The sequence below is a fragment of the Herbiconiux sp. VKM Ac-1786 genome (genome assembly GCF_015350805.1).
GTDB lineage: Bacteria > Actinomycetota > Actinomycetes > Actinomycetales > Microbacteriaceae > Herbiconiux.
Genome location: NZ_JADKSG010000001.1, coordinates 2,123,770 through 2,140,515 on the forward strand (window position 1 = coordinate 2,123,770; position 16,746 = coordinate 2,140,515).

At 64.2% G+C, this 16,746-nt stretch carries 13 protein-coding genes; 7 read left to right on the plus strand and 6 right to left on the minus strand.

Annotation, left to right across the window (positions count from 1 at the left end):
* Nucleotides 1–141 precede the first annotated feature (141 nt).
* The gene (locus ITJ64_RS10375; RefSeq protein WP_194680532.1) at nt 142–705 is read left to right on the plus strand and encodes a hypothetical protein; all 564 of its coding nucleotides are present in this window, start codon (nt 142–144) and stop codon (nt 703–705) included.
* Nucleotides 706–785: 80 nt separating this feature from the next.
* Here ITJ64_RS10375 and ITJ64_RS10380 read toward each other — a convergent pair whose 3' ends face one another.
* Both ITJ64_RS10380 and ITJ64_RS10385 read right to left on the minus strand, forming a co-directional pair.
* The gene (locus tag ITJ64_RS10380; protein WP_194680533.1) at nt 786–1,688 is read right to left on the minus strand and encodes a nucleotidyltransferase family protein; all 903 of its coding nucleotides are present in this window, start codon (nt 1,686–1,688) and stop codon (nt 786–788) included.
* Nucleotides 1,685–2,797, minus strand: a complete 1,113-nt coding sequence (locus ITJ64_RS10385; RefSeq protein ID WP_194680534.1) for a hypothetical protein — start codon at nt 2,795–2,797, stop codon at nt 1,685–1,687. The genes ITJ64_RS10380 and ITJ64_RS10385 overlap by 4 nt, the downstream gene beginning before the upstream one ends.
* A 167-nt stretch (nt 2,798–2,964) precedes the next feature.
* Between ITJ64_RS10385 and ITJ64_RS10390 the strand changes: the two genes are divergently transcribed.
* The 4 genes from ITJ64_RS10390 to ITJ64_RS10405 all read left to right on the plus strand — a co-directional run bounded on the left by ITJ64_RS10390 (nt 2,965) and on the right by ITJ64_RS10405 (nt 7,480).
* Entirely contained in the window at nt 2,965–4,569 is a 1,605-nt protein-coding gene (locus ITJ64_RS10390; RefSeq protein ID WP_194680535.1) for a polysaccharide biosynthesis tyrosine autokinase, read from the plus strand.
* Entirely contained in the window at nt 4,569–5,162 is a 594-nt protein-coding gene (locus ITJ64_RS10395) for a hypothetical protein (protein ID WP_194680536.1), read from the plus strand. The genes ITJ64_RS10390 and ITJ64_RS10395 overlap by 1 nt, the downstream gene beginning before the upstream one ends.
* Nucleotides 5,163–5,244: 82 nt before the next feature.
* Entirely contained in the window at nt 5,245–5,844 is a 600-nt protein-coding gene (locus tag ITJ64_RS10400) for a low molecular weight phosphatase family protein (RefSeq protein ID WP_194680537.1), read from the plus strand.
* Between the two features lie 154 nt (nt 5,845–5,998).
* Entirely contained in the window at nt 5,999–7,480 is a 1,482-nt protein-coding gene (locus tag ITJ64_RS10405; RefSeq protein ID WP_194680538.1) for a sugar transferase, read from the plus strand.
* 45 nt (nt 7,481–7,525) lie between these two features.
* Here ITJ64_RS10405 and ITJ64_RS10410 read toward each other — a convergent pair whose 3' ends face one another.
* Both ITJ64_RS10410 and ITJ64_RS10415 read right to left on the minus strand, forming a co-directional pair.
* A complete protein-coding gene (locus ITJ64_RS10410; protein WP_194680539.1) occupies nt 7,526–8,467 on the minus strand; it encodes a hypothetical protein in 942 nt (313 codons plus the stop codon).
* 39 nt (nt 8,468–8,506) lie between these two features.
* On the minus strand, nt 8,507–9,919 hold the full coding sequence (locus tag ITJ64_RS10415) for a polysaccharide biosynthesis tyrosine autokinase (RefSeq protein ID WP_194680540.1): 1,413 nt from the start codon (nt 9,917–9,919) through the stop codon (nt 8,507–8,509).
* Between the two features lie 424 nt (nt 9,920–10,343).
* Between ITJ64_RS10415 and ITJ64_RS10420 the strand changes: the two genes are divergently transcribed.
* Both ITJ64_RS10420 and ITJ64_RS10425 read left to right on the plus strand, forming a co-directional pair.
* Nucleotides 10,344–11,189 (plus strand): hypothetical protein, encoded by an 846-nt coding sequence (locus tag ITJ64_RS10420; RefSeq protein WP_194680541.1) that lies wholly within the window; start codon nt 10,344–10,346, stop codon nt 11,187–11,189.
* 104 nt (nt 11,190–11,293) lie between these two features.
* Nucleotides 11,294–13,825: a hypothetical protein gene (locus tag ITJ64_RS10425; RefSeq protein WP_194680542.1), complete on the plus strand. Its 2,532-nt coding sequence runs from the start codon at nt 11,294–11,296 to the stop codon at nt 13,823–13,825.
* 45 nt (nt 13,826–13,870) lie between these two features.
* Here the strand turns inward: ITJ64_RS10425 and ITJ64_RS10430 are convergent, their stop codons facing one another.
* Entirely contained in the window at nt 13,871–15,007 is a 1,137-nt protein-coding gene (locus ITJ64_RS10430) for an acyltransferase (RefSeq protein ID WP_194680543.1), read from the minus strand.
* Nucleotides 15,008–15,180: 173 nt separating this feature from the next.
* The gene (locus ITJ64_RS10435; RefSeq protein ID WP_194680544.1) at nt 15,181–16,725 is read right to left on the minus strand and encodes a lipopolysaccharide biosynthesis protein; all 1,545 of its coding nucleotides are present in this window, start codon (nt 16,723–16,725) and stop codon (nt 15,181–15,183) included.
* Nucleotides 16,726–16,746 lie beyond the last annotated feature (21 nt).

Here is a 16,746-nt window from a genome sequence, read left to right on the forward strand (position 1 = left end):
CGGTCGTCCGGAAGGGTGAATCGCAGGGTGAAAAACTCGTCGTCCAGCTGATCGAACTCGTCGCCCTCGTTACTTTCGACACGCGCGTGAGGGCCTTCCGGCCCCGAGCGATCCATCGAACTTCGACATTGGGGACCCTCTATGACCTTCACTCCTTCCCACGACTCCGAGTCCACTTTCACGGGTGAGTCTGCAGGTGAGACTCGCGGGCTTACCCGCCGCCAGGTCACAACTGCGGCGGCCTGGGCCGCACCGGTGATCGCGCTCGCGGTCGCGACCCCGCTCGCCGCCGCCAGCGAGGTCTTCGACAGCCCGACCGCATTCGTGAGCGGTGCTCTCGCCGCAACCGGCACGAGCGCAACCCAGCGCACGGCCACCTACGAGGGCGGCGCGCTCAACTACAACAGCGCAGGTGTTCCCGGGCTGAACTCCGGCGACATCACGATCACCGTCTACAACACCAAGACCGCCTCGTGGACTCTGACCACCGACGTGGTCACCGCCTATCAGGCGGCCGGCTGGGTCCTCGTGTCGGCGAGCCCGGAATCGACGGTGTTCATCCACGCGGCCATCAGCAACGGTGCCACCATCTCGATGCCGGCCATCAGCTGGTCCGCTCAGGTCGGCAGCTCCAAGCCGGTCCTCGGCATCATGGTTTCCTCTGACAACGACGATGTCTCCGGCCTGGGTGTGAGCCTGAACTGATGCAGGCTTGATCCTCGCGGGGGTGGGTGGCTGTGGGCTTGGTCCACAGCCACCTGTTTCGCGCGGCCAGACGACTCAAATCACAGTGTGCGTCGAGAGCGCCGAACTGTGAGAAGTCCCTTGAACCCGTAGGCCAAGCGTTTCACGCGAGCTGCGACTAGGCCCTTGACCGATCCAGCGAGTTCTGGGTGCTCCTGGACGTACAGGTCGGCCGGTGGCCAGATGATCTTGCCCAATTCGGCCGGTCGCTGCCGTAGGGGCAAAGATCCGAGGTATGTAAGCCACTGACCGGTGCGCGAGCGATGCGCGATTCTTCGCTTCCACGCTCTAAGTGCGTCCGAGTCATTGACCGGCACGCCGCGCAGAAGGTCGCACTCTTCAAGCATTGGGCGAAGTGTCTCTAGGCTGCCGGTTCGACCAGCCAGTTCCACGACGCCATGACCGAGTTCGTCGTCCGCGCGCAAGAGGTCCACAAGATGGGAGTACTCGGTCTTCTGACGGTCGGTGTACATACCGCGGAGCGCGTGAAGACCGGCGATGGCCGCTGATGCTGCTCTGTCGGTGCCGGTCGCCGAGTGATTCCCCAATGTGAAGCTCTGCCTGTGTGACCACAACTCCTCGAAGACATCCTCGGGTTCCCCGAGAAACCCCGGGAAGAAACGGTGCACATCGAGGTCCACGGGCCATTCATCGTTCATCAGGGTCGTGGAGTGCTGTTCGAGCAGGTCGAAGACCCAGTAATGAGTGCGTGGCCGCCAGCCGACGTCTCCCATGGCCTCGACGAGATCCTCGGCGTGCGCCGGTTCGACGATCACGTCGACGTCGGCGTAGTTCCGCCGCGCTCGTAATCCGAGCTGCTCCAGCACCAGGCCTTTCACGACCAGGATGCGGATGCCCCGTTCCTCCGCGCGGCGCGACACGAGCGCCGCCAGCAGCATCACCGCTTCTCTCGGCCGAAGGTCGGCAGCCTCTGAGATCGTCACGGCGTACGCTCCGCGCAATTGTGATACTCAACGACGCCCGAGTCCACCATGGCGTCCAGTGCGGCGATCACGAGCGGCGAAGGATCCATGTCGCCAGCCGGCCCGACTGCGATCAGTACTCGCGCGACGACTACGTCGAGCGTCGGGCCGTCATGGAGAGAGTCCCAGATCGCGGGGCCGATCCCGTCGAGAACGACTACACGGCTCCCGAGCAGCAGGACGGCGTACTCATCGATCGCGATGGCGTCCAGGGCCTGCACTCGGGTGTAGCACTCCGCCGAGGGTGAGGTGAACGATGCGACGGGAAGTGGACGCCAGTTGGTGCTGCGTTGTGCTCCGATGATTTCGGGCACCAGTACCGGCACCGACGTAGATTCTCGATAGTGAAGGCGCCGGACTCCTCCGACACCGTCGATGAGATCAGCGAGACGTTGCAGTGGGTTCGGAAGCTCCGGAAGGTAGCTGAGCTCGGGTACCAGGCGCACCAGCGCTTCAACGGGGTCGACATCGTCAACCACGGGGGGCTCCGGGGCTGTGTCGTCCCGGTCGAGAAGAACGATGGCCGCGATGTGAAGCGCGCGGTCGGGCAGTGAGCGAAGCCCGAGCGCCGCGGGAGAGACTTGCTTCTTGGCGCCTGGGTCAAGCGCATCGATGACCGACAACGGCTTTTGGTAGGGGAGCACGGTGCCGTCGGCCGCGATGCCCACGGTCTCGTCGGTGACGTAACCGAAATGGCGGCCGAGGGCCGTTGCCAAGGTGGTCTTCCCCCGGCCTGATGGCCCCACGAAGGCCACCACGTCTCCTTCGGGCAGAGCGATGGCACACGCGTGCAGCATCACGAGTTCGTGTTTCCGCTGTTCGATGGCAGCGAGCGTCACACGTGTCGAAAGCAATGCGGAGAGTTCTCTCACCGTGCCGCCAAGGACATCCGCCGAGGTATTCTCCTCACCGACGAGCGCAGCGGACAGAATCAGATCGTGACTGTCATGGTCGACCTTCGCCGCCTGCCATGACCGCTCGATGTCCATCCGGCCTTGGGCCTCGACTCTGTGAAGGTCGAGGCCGATGGTGACACCGATAGCGCTGATCCGAAGTCCGGGGCCGGTCATAGTGTCACGATAGTGCACACTGAGAGGTCAGGTCCGTGAGGGGGAGGCGTGACGCCGCCGGTCCTGCTCTGGCAATGTGCACCCCTACAATGTTGGAATCGGCCGGGTGGCCGCAATGGTGGAGCCTTCGGAGCGCCTGGGAGCTCCCCGATGAGATTGAGGCAGACATGGAACTGCGTTCGTATCTACAGATCGTTCGCGCGCACTGGCTGGCGATCATCGCGCTCGTCTTACTGGGCGGCATCGTCGGGTTCGGCTGGGCGTTCATCCAGCCCAAGGTCTACACAGCGGACGCCAGCGGTTACGTCTCTGCCGGCAGCAACGACGACACGGGCAACGCACTCGTCGGCGACAACCTGGCTCAGTCGAAGGTCAAGTCCTACATCGACATCGGCAGCTCTCGTGCGGTCGCGCAGGCTGCGATCGACGATCTCGGACTCCAGGGCGTCGCACCGGAGAGCCTCGTCAATCGCATCACGGTCACCAATCCCTCGGGCACTGCACTTTTGAAGGTCAGTGCCACCGGGCCGACCCCGACCGACGCTCGCGATCTCGCCGAAGCCTGGTTGCGCGGTATCGCCACTCAGATCCAGGTCGTCGAGAACGGCGGAACCGCTCCGACGACCGGCGTCGGAGTTGTCCAGCTCGTCCCTCTCGATTCCGCGGTGCTACCGAGCAGTCCGAGTTCGCCCAACACGCGCCTCGCCATCGGCATCGGCCTCATAGCTGGTCTGATCGGCGGTTTCGCATACGCCATGATCCGCCACACCTTCGATCGACGCGTTCGCTCGGCGGAGGCCGTGGAGAAGGAGGTCGGGGTGCCGGTCATCGGATCCATCCCGATAGATCGCCGATTTACCGACAGTGACCGTCTGGTCTCCATGGATGGTGCCACGGACTACTCCCAGATCGACGACGATGCGGCCGTCGCCGAGGCATTACGCGAAGTGCGCACCAACCTGCAATTCATGAACGTCGACAACCCGCCCCGCGTAATTGTCGTGACCAGCCCTCTCCCCGGCGACGGCAAGTCCACGACCATCGCCAACCTCGCGATCGCCCTCGCAGCAGCGGGGCAGCCCGTCGTCCTCGTCGATGCCGACCTTCGGAGGCCCACGGTCTCGAAGACCTTCAACCTCGTCGAAGGGGTAGGTCTCACCGACGTGCTGGCAGGCCGATCCCAGCTCATGGATGTTCTACAGCCATGGGGGAACTCCGGCCGGCTCATGATCTTGGCGGCAGGGAAGACCCCACCCAATCCAAGCGAGTTGCTGGGGTCGGAACGTATGCATTCGCTGCTATCGGAGTTGTCCGGTCAGGCAATGGTGCTGATCGACGCGCCGCCGCTGATCCCCGTCACCGACGCCGCCATCCTGACCCATAACACCGACGGTGCGCTCGTCGTCGCGAGCGTCAACAAGACCACCTACGAGGGTCTCAGCAAAGCGATGCAGATCCTGGAGCGGGCCAACGCGCGCCCCCTGGGGATTATCCTCAATCGTGTGCCCCGGCGCGGCCCTGGATCGTCGTATGGCTACGGCTACGGCTACGGTGCGTACACGACGCGCCCATCCGAGGAGTCCGAGCCGGTACCCGCAGCCGAGGATCCGATCAGCGCTGCAGCGCGGGAACTCGACCCCACATTGTTCTCGCCGCGCTCCGGCATCGCACCCGTTGCCGATCCGCCAACGGCAGATCAAACTCGCGCTCTGCCGGCTCCCGCCGAAGCCGTGACAAGACGCGAGATGCGACGACAGGCCAATCGCTCCTGATGATCGGCGACATCTTCGGCTCGCCTGTCGCACCAGTCGGACCGACCTTGATCACTTTCGTGTGCACCGGCAACATTTGCCGGTCGCCGCTGGCCGAGAAGGTCCTCAGGTTGAGAATGGCTGAGGCGTCCATAGATGACATCCTCGTCTCGAGCGTCGGACTGCACGCGGTAGTGGGATCGGGAATGGACGGCCTACCCGCTGAAATCGCGAGCCGAGAGGGAGCCGACCCGGCGCACCTCGCCGTCCAGGCAGACGCAGAGAACATTCGCGCGTCCAGCCTGGTGCTCACCATGACGCGAGAACAACGATCAGAACTTGTGAGGGAGTTTCCTTTCGCACTGAAACGCACCTTCACCCTTGCCGAATTCGTCCGGATCCTCGAGGAGTCGCCGCCCGTCGCTACTCGATCTGCCCGCTCGAGACCCCTCTTCGACACCGTCGTCGAGGCCGGTGTGCTGCGTTCGTCGATCCCACTCTCCGATGCCGACGACGTCGATGATCCCTACCGTCGGTCGCCCGCGACTCACGAACGGGTCGGTTCCGAGATAATCGCGCTGGTCGACCGGCTGATGAACTCTCTCGCTGGTTGAGTCGACTTGACCGCAGGCGTCGACACGGATGGAGTCGCGGAGAGCGTGAAGTAGGCTTGATGTGGCTATCGAGAGGATCCATGTGGAAGACGTTCGAGTCCTGACGGTCTGCTCGGGGAACATCTGTCGATCCCCGTTGGCCCAGCTGATGATCGCAGACGGGCTCGCCGACATTTCTGGTTTTGTCGTCGAAAGTGCTGGCACGATCGCTAAAGACGACCAGGAAATGCCTGAGCAGGCTCAGGTGATCGCCCGAGGGTTCGGGCTGGAGCCCGCCGGTCACAGAGCGCGCTATCTGACGGAAGATGTCGTCGTGGAGGCCGATGTGCTGCTTGCCATGTCGCGATCTCACCGAAGCGAGATCGTGAGACATGCGCCCTCGAAGATCTCCAAGACGTTCACGGTAAGGGAGTTCGCCCGGCTTGCCTCTGGCGTCACTGACGAGCAGATCGTCGCGGCGGCCGGCGACGGAAGTCTGCGCGACCGGGTGGCAGCGGCGCTTCGCCTGGTAGTCGCGCAGAAGGCGTCGAGCCCCCGTCCGACTGATCCGGAGCTCGACGACGTCATCGACCCGTACCGCCGCGACGACTCCGTTTATCGTCAGTCAGCCGATGAACTGGAGCCTGCTGTGGGGGAGGTCGTGCGCGTTCTGCGACTTGCGTCAGGAGCCGGAAAACACTGAGATTCAGCACGTCGTCAGCTGATTGGGAAACACCCTGGAAACGACCATTTCATCGTTCGTTGATGTACCGAGTCGTCTGGCGGCCCCGATACGGCTAAAATCACTCTTTGGGCCGACTCTTATCCATGTATGAGATTGTGTCTTGGGGGCATAGATGACGACAACTGCTCGGCAGACCGTGGGCATCGAGAAGGCAGTACGTCCCGACTGGCGGCAGTCGTACTCGCGGCGGCTGAGTGTCACCGATCTAATCGTGATCGCGGTCGCGGTCGGTGCTACTCAGGTGCTCTGGTTCGGATTTTCGGTGAACGACCGCGTCGTGACCGAGAGCCTGAACTCGCTCGCCCTCAGCTACACCGTGGTGTCGGTCGTCTTGACCGTCTGCTGGGTCGGGCTGCTCGGCATCTACGGCTCTCGAAGTGACCGCATCATCGGCACCGGTACGACGGAGTACAGGTTGATCGTCGACGCCAGTCTTCGGCTATTCGGGGTCTTCGCGATCATCGCCTTCCTTTTCAGGATCGAGTTCAGCCGCGGCTACTTCATCCTCGCCCTCCCGATCGGCGTGCTCTCCTTGCTTCTTGCACGCTGGCTGTGGCGCAAGTGGCTGAACAATCGCCGCGCGCGCGGCGAGTACTCAGCCCGTGTTCTCCTGGTGGGTTCGGAGATCTCCGTGTTACACACCGCGAAAGAGCTGGCGCGCCTTCCGTCTGCCGGGTATTTCGTGGTCGGCGCCTGCATCCCGAGTGGCCTCGTCGCAGATCATCTTCCCGGGACAGATATCCCGGTCGCCGGCAGCGTCGACCGCGTGAGCAGTGCGATCGACGCGACCGGCGCCGACACCATCGTGATCACCAGTTCCGACGAATTGTCGCCCGAGCGCATCCGGGAACTCAGCTGGTCGCTCGAGCCCGGCCGACAGCATCTGGTTGTCGCACCGAGCCTCACGGACATCGGTGGTCCGCGAATCCACACCCGCCCCGTCGCCGGACTGCCCCTCATTCACGTGGAGACGCCGCGCTACGAAGGATTCAAGCGCTATCAGAAGCGCATCTTCGACGTGGTCGCCTCCTTCGCCTTGCTGCTCCTGCTGTCCCCGGTGCTGGTCGCCATCGCCGTCATCATCAGGCTGAGCAGCCCCGGAGCGGTGTTGTTCCGGCAGGAGCGGGTCGGGCTCGACGGCCAGTTGTTCAGCATGCTGAAGTTCAGGTCGATGGTGACGGACGCGGAGTCCCTGATGCAGGAGATCTCGAGCGAAGACCGTGACAAGGGCAACGCGGTGTTGTTCAAGATGAAGAACGATCCGCGCGTCACGCCGGTAGGCCGCATTCTCCGCAAGTTCAGCCTCGACGAACTTCCGCAGTTATTCAACGTGCTGCGGGGCGATATGTCACTGATCGGTCCTCGTCCGCCATTGCAGCGGGAGGTGGATCTCTACGAGAGCCACGTGCACCGGCGTTTCCTGATGAAGCCCGGTATCACCGGCCTATGGCAGGTCAGCGGTCGCTCCGACCTTTCTTGGGAGGACTCGGTGCGCCTCGACCTCTACTACGTCGAGAACTGGTCGATGGTAGGTGACCTCGTCATCCTTGTGAAGACTGCGCGGGCTGTCTTTGCCAGTAGCGGCGCCTACTGAAGTGTTGGTCTCTTCCAGCTAGTTGCTGGCGGTGACCGGGCGCCGTCACTTCCAGGTGCTACCGCCATCGAGAGATCGCACGACGGTGGTGCCGGCCCACAGCCACGTCGCAGTCGAGTTCCCCGAAATCGCGATGTCGGTGCTCTCATTGCCAGTAGCTACGCACCGCGAGACCGTCATCGGATCAGCGGAGCCTGTGGCGGCGATCGCGCTGACTACCACGCCCACACACGCGGGGTCGTCGGAGAGAGCTGCAACGAGGTAGCCCTCAGTCCCCGTTCCGATGGCTGCGGCGCTTCGAACGGGAGTGGATGCCTCCCACGTGACCCCGGTGTCAGTGGTGCGATGCAGCGACCCGTCGGAGCAGAGCGTTGCGGCGCTGGTTGCGTCCACGGCGGCGAGACCGACGATTTCCGGACAGGGGGCCTGCCTCACACCGGCCGGCGAGACGACGATGGCGCGATTGCCGGGTTCGATCCGCCAAACAGTCGCTACTCGGTCCGGAAAAGCCGTCCACTGGGTACCCTCCGTAGTGGTGCCTACCCACGTCGGGCTGCAGTCCTGCTTTGTCTGCGCGATGAGGAATGCGGATCGACTGTCTCCGAGAATCGAAAGCGAGACCGCGGCTGAGATACCGCCCTGCGCACCCAAGTCGAAGCCGTCCCAGGTATTGCCCCCATCGGCTGAATGCTCCACCAGCGCGTCTGCCTTAGGACACGTACCTGTTTCAGAGCGCCACGCCGACGTCGCGTCGAAGGCCGCCAGCAAACGGGTCGCCGGCGGTAGATCGACGGCGTCAGGTTCCCCGCCTGGCGTGCTCAGCAAGTTTGACGAGATCGGTGTTGCCGTGCTTTGCGGCATTGACGACCCATTCGACAGGGCGGCCGCGACGAGCACACCATCAACGATCAAGAAGGCGCCGATCGCGATGGCGGCCAGAATGCCCCGGGCGGAGCGCACCGAGTTCGGATTGCGTGTCTTGGCCATCTCGAGCTTCCGTTCGACTATCCGCCGCGTGTCCGCCGACTACTTTCGGCCGCGCCGGGCGCGAGGCTTGGGCATGACCTCTGAGGGCTGCTCGGCCCCGCCGTAGTAGCTGTACTCGGTGCCACCGTAGGCGTCGGGACCCTTGCTCGGAAGCATCGTCAGGACGACTCCGATCACCTTGCTGTTGGTCTGATTTAGGTTGCGGATCGCCCCGGCGACCTCGGTCTTCTTCACCTTCCCGGCTGCAGAAACAACGATTGCCCCGGCGGTCAGGCTGCTCAGGACAGCCGCGTCGGTCACCGGCAAAAGGGGTGGCGAATCGAGGAGCACGTAGTCGACCTGCTCATTCAGCGCTTGGAGGAGGCTGACCATGGCCTCTGACCCGAGCAGCTCGCTGGGGTTCGGCGGCACCTGGCCGGCAGGCAGGACGAACAAGTCCTTATCACCCCAGCGCTGCAGCACGTCGGCCAGTGCGGCTCGCCCGATGAGCACGTCGGTGAGCCCGACGGCGCCCTCGAGGCCCATGTACTCAGCCAGCCTCGGAAGCCTGAGGTCAGCATCGACGAGAACGACGCGCGCCCCTGTCTCGGCCAAGGCCAGGGCCAAGTTCGCGGTCGTCGTGCTCTTGCCCTCCCCGGGAATTGAAGAAGTGACCACGAAGGCGCGGTTGTCGTCGTCGACGTTCACGAATCTCAAGTTCGTACGGAGGGCGCGGAACGACTCTGCACGAGGGTTGCGTGGGTCGGTGTAGACGATCAGCGGGTGCTTGTTCGACTCGGGGTCGTAGGTCGTTCCACCGAGGATCGGGACATCGGTTAGAGCCTCAATGTCGTGGCGGCCGTGCACGCGGGTGTCGAGAGTCGAACGGAGGAACGCCGCCCCGATCCCGATGATGAGGCCGAGAAGAGCGCCGATGCCAATGTTCGCAGCGAGGTTCGGGCTGGAGGGCCGAGAAGAGGGTTCGGCAGGCTGAATGGTCTGCACCTTCACCAGACTGGGGCCGCCACCGGTGGGCTCTTCGAGATCGTTCGCCACGGTCTGGAAGCTGTCCGCAGTGGCATTGGCGATGTTCGCGGCCTGCTGCGGGTCGGGGTCGGAGGCGCTGATACTGATGATCGTCGTGCCGGAGGTGGCCGCAGCAGTGATCTTGGTCTCGAGGGCCGATGCCGTCATATCGAGGTCGAGGGCGTCGATCACCGGGTCGAGCACCGCAGGGCTCGAGACGACGGCGACGTAGGACTGCACCTTCTGCTGCGCGTAGGTGTTGCCCTGAATGAGCTCGCCCGTGCTCGAAGAGTCTGTCTGCACGGACACGAAAATGCGCGTCTCCGACTCGTACTGCGGGGTGGCCACGATCGCGAGCGCCGAACCGACGGCCACACCCAGGAGTAGGGCGACAATGATCAGGACCCAGCCCTTGCGGAGCACGCGGATGTAGTCTTGTAAGGTCACGTCGGTTGCCTCTCGTTTTTCACCGGGTGCAGCGGAGAGACTCGATTTCAATCGGATGACGAGTCCGTGCCCCCGTCTCCGATTGTTCCACACAAGCAGAGCCGACCTAGAATCCACACCTCATGCAACTGCTCCTGATGGACCCAGGAAGGGCTTGATAGGCTCTACCGAGCGCCCGTGTGGGTGTTGCGAAGCCGAGGACCCTGGGGGAGTGATGAGACATCGTGTTGCGACCGGACTTGTGATCGTCGCCCTCGCCTCGGGCCTCGCCGTAGCTCCGGCGATCTCGGCATCGGCTGACGTATCGGCACCGTCGACGATAGTGCTCCCCACCCCGGAGCCGACGCTGCCCGAAGAGCCCCAGCCGACCGATCCGCCGGATCCGGGGCCGACGGATCCGCCGCCCCTTCCCACAACTCCGCCCGTGGATCCGACACCGGCCCCGACGGAGGCAACGCCGCCCGAGGTTCCGGTCGAGGAGCCCGCCGAACCGGAGGTCCCGGTCGAGGTTCCGGTCGAAGAGCCGACGTTTGTTGACGGAGACGACAACAGCGACGTCGAAGAGGAGGAGGTCGCGCCGGTCGCCCCGTCGCCCTCGGAGACTCCCTCGCCGGCTCCGACCGTCACTCCCACGCCCATTCCGGCCGTTGACATCTTTGCGCCGTTCTACCCGCCGTCGTCCGGGGCCGCTCGTGATCTGCTCCCGCTGACGCTCGGCGGCATCGCCGCTGGCCTCGTGGTCGTCGCTGCGATTGTGGCCTTCATCGTTTCGCGCTGGAAGCTCGCCGGGCTGCGCTCGTCGCTGATCCTCACCGAGCGTCCCGTCGACACGACAGCGCATTCCGATCGCCGCCTGCCTCACAAGACTCCGAGCACTCTCGATATCTCCTTGTTGGTCGGTGCCCGATCGAGCGCTACACGGCAGCCGCCGAAGCCAAGTCTCTCGCTTCACCTTCCCGAACGACCACGAGTCGCCGCGTCCGAAAGCGGTGCTCAGCGGTTCGAAGTTCCTGCCACCCCGACATCAAGGCGCGCCTCGGCGGTCAGCTCCCGACGCGCTTTCGATCTCGCTGCGGTGTTCGGCGGCAAGCGCCGAGCGGCGTCCAGGTCCGTGCTGGTCTCGCGTGATGGCCTGGATGGAGCGCTCGGTGCTGGCACCGACCGCGCCCAGGCCCCGACGCTCGATCTTGAATGGCAGACAACTAGCCGGGCCGCAAAATCCGGTCCCGCGTTGAAGCTCGACTTCCCGACGGCTCCCGCGCGCGCCTAGCCTTACTTCGCTCCGCGGATGGATTCGGACGCGAATTCCTCGCGATGGTGCTGATTTCCGTCGTCTGACGTACGATGGCCCCAGTGTGATTGGGGTCACCAAAAATGGCAAATATCGATTTTTCTCGACGAATCTTTTTGTCTGCTTCCGCATTGGGTGTTGCGAGTGTCGCAATGGAAGCAGTCGCACCACCACGATCGGCATTCGCTGCCGCCTCGACGGCGCTTCCCGCGTTGTCTGGCACGACGGCGGATGCGTCGGCCGCCTTGGCCGCCTACCTCGCCACCGCGGGTGCTAGTGCCGCCATCGTTGGCGACTACTTCATCGACTCGGAAATCGCGATACCGCACTCCGTGACATCACTGGAGATCCCGAGCGGCTCCCGTATCAAGGTGCGCGGCGATCACGCAGGACTCACTCGATCGGGAACGGTGACCTTCCGGGAGTTGCTCGCCGCGCCGGTCGCCCAAGGGGCGACGACCATCCAGGCCGCTGCGGCGACGTATCGAGTCGGTGAGTACATCCTCGTCACCACCTACGACGTCGTGCCGAAGTCGCCCGACAAGTACGGGTACATGCGCCAGGTGACGGCGGTGAACGGAAAGACCGTCTCGGTGGACGGCCCGATTCCGCGGGGCATGACCCTCCAGCCTCGTACGGCGATCGTGGCGCTCGCCCCGTCGATACGCCTGTGGGGCGCCGGCGAGATCGTGAGCACGGATGCGACGGTCACCAAGAGGCCGCTCCTCGCGTTCTTCGCCGTCAACGACCCGAAAGTCGAGGGCATCTACCTCCATGACTCGGGAGGAACTGCGGTCAACCTCGCCCATTGCCTCAACGGGACCATCGACTGCGCCATCTCCGACCTCAAAGACGATGGGGTGAACTACTTCGGCTACGGGGTGAATGTGACCGGGGCCACACGAGGTGTCGTCGTGAAAGGCCGAATCTCGCGGGTGCGTCATGCCGTGACCACGAACGCAGGCCCCCAGGTCACCGGTATCGGTCCGGCCGGCGAACCGGAGGACTGCCGCTTCGAGCCCGTCGTTGAAAATTGCAGCGACAAGTCGATCGACACGCACCGCGTCGGCTGGAACACCACAATCGTGCCCAATGTGGTGGGTGGGCGCGGTGGAGTGCAGATCCGCGCCGACAACACCCACGTGGTGGGCGGCACCATCGTCGGCAGTTCCGGCCCGGGCGTAGCCGTCGCCGATGTCGTCGGCGTCCCCGCGACGATCTCTGGAACAGCGATCAGCTACCTCAAAGCGTCAGGTACAGCGCTCCTAGGCAACGGACCGGTGAACGCGTCCGACGTCACGATCCGCGACTGCTACGGGACGAACATCGTCCTCAAGGAGGGCTCGACCGTCACGGGAGGATCCATCAGCGCCGGCGGAAGTGTCGGGGTGCGGTTCATGGGGTCGAACAACACGGTCACCGATCTCCAGTTGGGTGCATCAGTGACCACCCCGTACGTCGAGGATCCGGGGGTCACTGGCAATTCCTTCGACACCGCGCCGCCCGACGACATCGAGATGCTGCCAGCTCCGAAGTCGCTCACCGCCATCAACATCGGCGGCACGGTCGCCGTCGGTAGTCAGCTCGTCGCGAGTAGCGGCACCTGGGATGTCATCGGTGTCACGACGACCTTCACCTGGTTGCGGGACGGCGTCGAGATCAATGGGGCAGTCGCGCGTACGCATCCCAAGTACGACGTAATCAGCGTCGACATGGGCAAGACCGTCAGCGTGCGGGTGACCGCCACCCGCACGGGTTACAACCCGGGCACAGCGACCTCACCCGGTGTTGCAGTCGCCGCCGGGCCGGCCCTGGCCCCGACGACGGCACCCGTGATGAGTGGGACGGGTGCCATAGGCACCTACCTCAGCGTGACGAAAGGCGTCTGGACACCGGCCGCTCAGTCCTGGACCTACACCTGGCTTGTCGGAGGTGTGGCCCAGAGCGGCCCTACCGGCGATCGGGTGCAGATCCAATCGGGCTGGGCGGGCAAGGACGTCGCCGTGCGCGTGACCGCCGCCCGAACCGGCTGGGCCTCCGGCTCGGTGACCACGCCGGTGATGAGGATGGCGGGCGCGGCCATTGCCAACACCGTGAAGCCTGCCATTTCTGGAACGGCCAAGGTCGGCTCGTACCTCACGGTCTCCAACGGCACCTGGAACCCCTACCCCGGATCCTTCAAGGTCTCTTGGTATGTGAACGGCGTGGTCGTGTCGGGACTGACCGCATCCCGGGTGCAGGTGCGCTCCGATTGGTCGGGCAAGCAGGTCAATGCGCGCATAACGGCCGCGAAGGCCGGCTGGACGTCTGCGTCGGCCGACTCGGCAAAACTGACCATCGCCGAGGCTCCTCTGCTGAACACCGGCCGTCCGATGCTGTCCGGCTCGGGCAAGGTGGGCGCTTTCGTGAGCGTGTCCTACGGATCGTGGAGCCCGTCGGCGTCCTCGTACTCGGTGGCGTGGTACGTCAACGGGACGGTTGTCTCTGGTCTCAGCACCACTCGGGTTCAGATCATGAGCGCCTGGAAGGGCAAGACCGTCGTGGCGAAGGTCACCGCGAAGCGAGCCGGATTCACCAGCACCACGTCATCCACCACTGCTCTCACAATCGCCTGAGTTCCAGCTGGCTGGCCGCCGCGCCCGACGCGCCGGGCCAGGGCCTCAGCTCTTCAGTGCGCGCTTCTGATGGCTGGTTATGAAGTGCCGTTCCACCAGGAGGAAGAAGCCGTAGGCCGCTGCGATTGCGACTGGGAGTGCACCGAACATCAGCAGCAGCCAATTCACGATCGTCGGCAGCTGCAGAGGCAACAGGAGGATGTTCGCCAGCGCCAGGATAGGAGAGTGAATCAGATAGATGCTGTAGGAGAACAGTCCGAGCCCCACGAGCGGACGCCACTCGAGCACCTTCCGGCTGAGGCTCGGACGGTCCTCCATCGCGGCGCGGCCAAGCGCGAGCAGGCCGAGCGCGACTGCGACGCCAGCCACGGTATCCGAGACCATCTGGGCGGGCCGGCTGGACGGCGGACTGACCAACATCCATGCGGCCGCCAGGACGGCAATGGCGATGGCTGCGACACCGATCCAGCGGCGCGGGAGTCGCGTGCCGCGGACAGTCGCCAGTGCGGCGATCATACCCAGTGCGAAGAGCCCGATCATCCAGTAATTATCCGAACCGATTCCAGGTAGCGAGAAGGTGAGAACCGGGCCGAGCGCCAGGGCCGCACCGAGCATTACCCACGGGTTGAACCAGCGGCAGAGCGGCAGCAGGAGTAAGGGCATCAGGAAGTAGATATGCCACTCGGTAGCGACCGACCAGGCGGGGCCATCGATCTGGTAGACCCAGTCGGGATTCCAGATGTGCACGAGCAGGATGTGCGAGACGATGCCCTCAAGCGTGATGGGCACCTTGTTGCCCCAAGCTGTGTCATGCCCCGACTGCAGGGCGGGCGCGAGGGCGATCAGCAGCAGGAACAATGCGATCGCGGCGTAGTACGGCGGAAGGATTCGCTTGGCGCGACGCCATATGTACTTCCAGAACCCGCCTCGAAGCTCGAAGTTCGCGGTGCGGGCCACTGGGAGCATCAAAACGTAGCCAGAGAGAGTGATGAAGACCGGCACGGCGTAATTGCCCAGCTCTGCCAGGCGCGCGATGACCGGGAGCTGTTCGTCAGCATCACCGAGGTGCCCGGTGAACGTCGTGGCGTGCAGCGTAGCAACCGAGAGCGCGGCGATCGCGCGGAGACCGTCGGCGAACTCGAACTTCGGCCGGCGGGTGCTCTCTACCGTCGACTCGACCATTCCTGGCCTCAGTGGCTGCGTCACCGAGCGATCCCGATGGTCGGGTCCTCGTTGTTGATCCGACCGGTCGTCGGCACAGTTGAAAAGCGCACACATTCCCCCAATGAAAGCCCCGCGGTCATCGTATCGGTGCGCATCGTCCGCGCGCTATGCACGGGGCTCGGAGGAGGCGCCTAGTTCTCTCTGCCCGGCTCAGCCTGTCCGCCCGGCTCGGTTCCCGGCTTCCTGTCCCCGCGCGAGCGCAGCTTCTTCGCGATCCGCTGCCCGATCGGCGCGGCGATCTTGCGCAGGACCTCACGGTTCTCCCGACCGGCGAACGCCCAGAGAAGCGCCGAAAAGACGAGCAGCCCGGCGATCCCGACCGGTACCGCGAATGTCCAGAAGGAATGCTCGCTTGAGGCCCAGGGAGTCATCTGCAAGAAGGCGATTGCCACTACCACGGGGACCATTGCGGCCACACTCCGGAAGACCTGACCCAGATAGGTCCAGACCGGTAGACCGATCAGTCGGTGCAGAATCTGTATACGCACGGGCCACGTCACGATCCTCGACCACCGGGAGAGCGCTACGCCGTACAGCCCGAGGGGCAAGAGGGCGAAAACCATGATGACGCCTACGACGTTCTGGAGTATGGCAACCCACAGCGCTACGTCGGCGCGCCCAATTGCCAAAAACGCGCTTCGATCGAAGTACATCACGGCACCGAACGCCCATCCGCAGGCGAGCACCCAGACAAGAGGAACGGTAGCCTCCCACCCTGGTCCGAAGGCGAAGGGAATGATCTGCGTCGCGAGGGCTGCAACGAGCCCGAACATGGGAACCCCGATGGCCGCTGACGCAAAGGTCATCTGCAAGAAGATTCGATTGAGTCGGGGCAGGTCATCCTGCACCTTCGAGAACGTCGTGAGGGTCACCCGGGACATCACTGTCGTGACCAACTCGATCAGGATCGTGCCGATGCGCTGGGCCAGGTAGTAATAGCCGAGGTCCTGCGCACTGAAGAAAGCGCCGATGAGCAATTTGTCGATGTTCTGCTGCAAGGCGTCGAGTAGTCCGATACCCATGATGCGCACACCCATCGCCCACATCGACTTGAGTGATGTGAACGAGAATTCCAGCCGAGGCCTCCAGGAAGTGGCCGTCCACAGTACTACGACCGATGCGGCGTTGGTCACGAGCACCTGCGCCACGAGGGCCCAGACGCCGCCGCCGCTGAAGGCGATCACTACAGCGACACCGGCACCGCAAAGCGCTCCGATCACTTGGCGGATCGCCAGATTGCGGAATCCAAAGGATCGTTCCAGTAGCGCAGCAGGCACTTGCGAAAGTGATGAGACCGGGAGCCCGAGACCCAGCACTTGAAGCACGGTTGTGAGGTCCGGCTCACCGAAAAGGTCGGCCAGCAGGGGCGCCGAGAAGAACAGCGCGACGTAGAGCACCACGCTGATGGCGACCGAGGTCCAGAACGCCGTCGAGGTGTCCTTCTCTCCGAGGTCCTTCTTCTGCACCAGCACGGTGACGAAGCCGGACTCGACGAACACCTGCAGGAGCGCGGTGACGACGGTCGCCAGGGAGACGAGCCCGAAGTCCTCGGGTGAGAGCAGACGGGTGAGGACAGCGATGACCACCAGCGAGAGCAGGCGGGATGACCACCTCTCCAGCACGATCCACCCGATTGACCGGGTCGCTTTGCGACGCAGGTCGTCGCTGTCCGTCATCGTGCTCCCTCGATGGCCGGA

What these genes read in the sequence shown, in the direction of transcription:
- ITJ64_RS10405 (WP_194680538.1), top strand. Translation starts at nt 5,999, where the DNA reads ATGACGACAACTGCTCGGCAGACCGTGGGCATCGAGAAGGCAGTACGT.
- ITJ64_RS10375 (WP_194680532.1), top strand. Translation starts at nt 142, where the DNA reads ATGACCTTCACTCCTTCCCACGACTCCGAGTCCACTTTCACGGGTGAG.
- ITJ64_RS10435 (WP_194680544.1), bottom strand. Translation starts at nt 16,725, where the DNA reads ATGACGGACAGCGACGACCTGCGTCGCAAAGCGACCCGGTCAATCGGG.
- ITJ64_RS10425 (WP_194680542.1), top strand. Translation starts at nt 11,294, where the DNA reads ATGGCAAATATCGATTTTTCTCGACGAATCTTTTTGTCTGCTTCCGCA.
- ITJ64_RS10410 (WP_194680539.1), bottom strand. Translation starts at nt 8,467, where the DNA reads ATGGCCAAGACACGCAATCCGAACTCGGTGCGCTCCGCCCGGGGCATT.
- ITJ64_RS10390 (WP_194680535.1), top strand. Translation starts at nt 2,965, where the DNA reads ATGGAACTGCGTTCGTATCTACAGATCGTTCGCGCGCACTGGCTGGCG.
- ITJ64_RS10385 (WP_194680534.1), bottom strand. Translation starts at nt 2,797, where the DNA reads ATGACCGGCCCCGGACTTCGGATCAGCGCTATCGGTGTCACCATCGGC.
- ITJ64_RS10430 (WP_194680543.1), bottom strand. Translation starts at nt 15,007, where the DNA reads ATGGTCGAGTCGACGGTAGAGAGCACCCGCCGGCCGAAGTTCGAGTTC.
- ITJ64_RS10395 (WP_194680536.1), top strand. Translation starts at nt 4,569, where the DNA reads ATGATCGGCGACATCTTCGGCTCGCCTGTCGCACCAGTCGGACCGACC.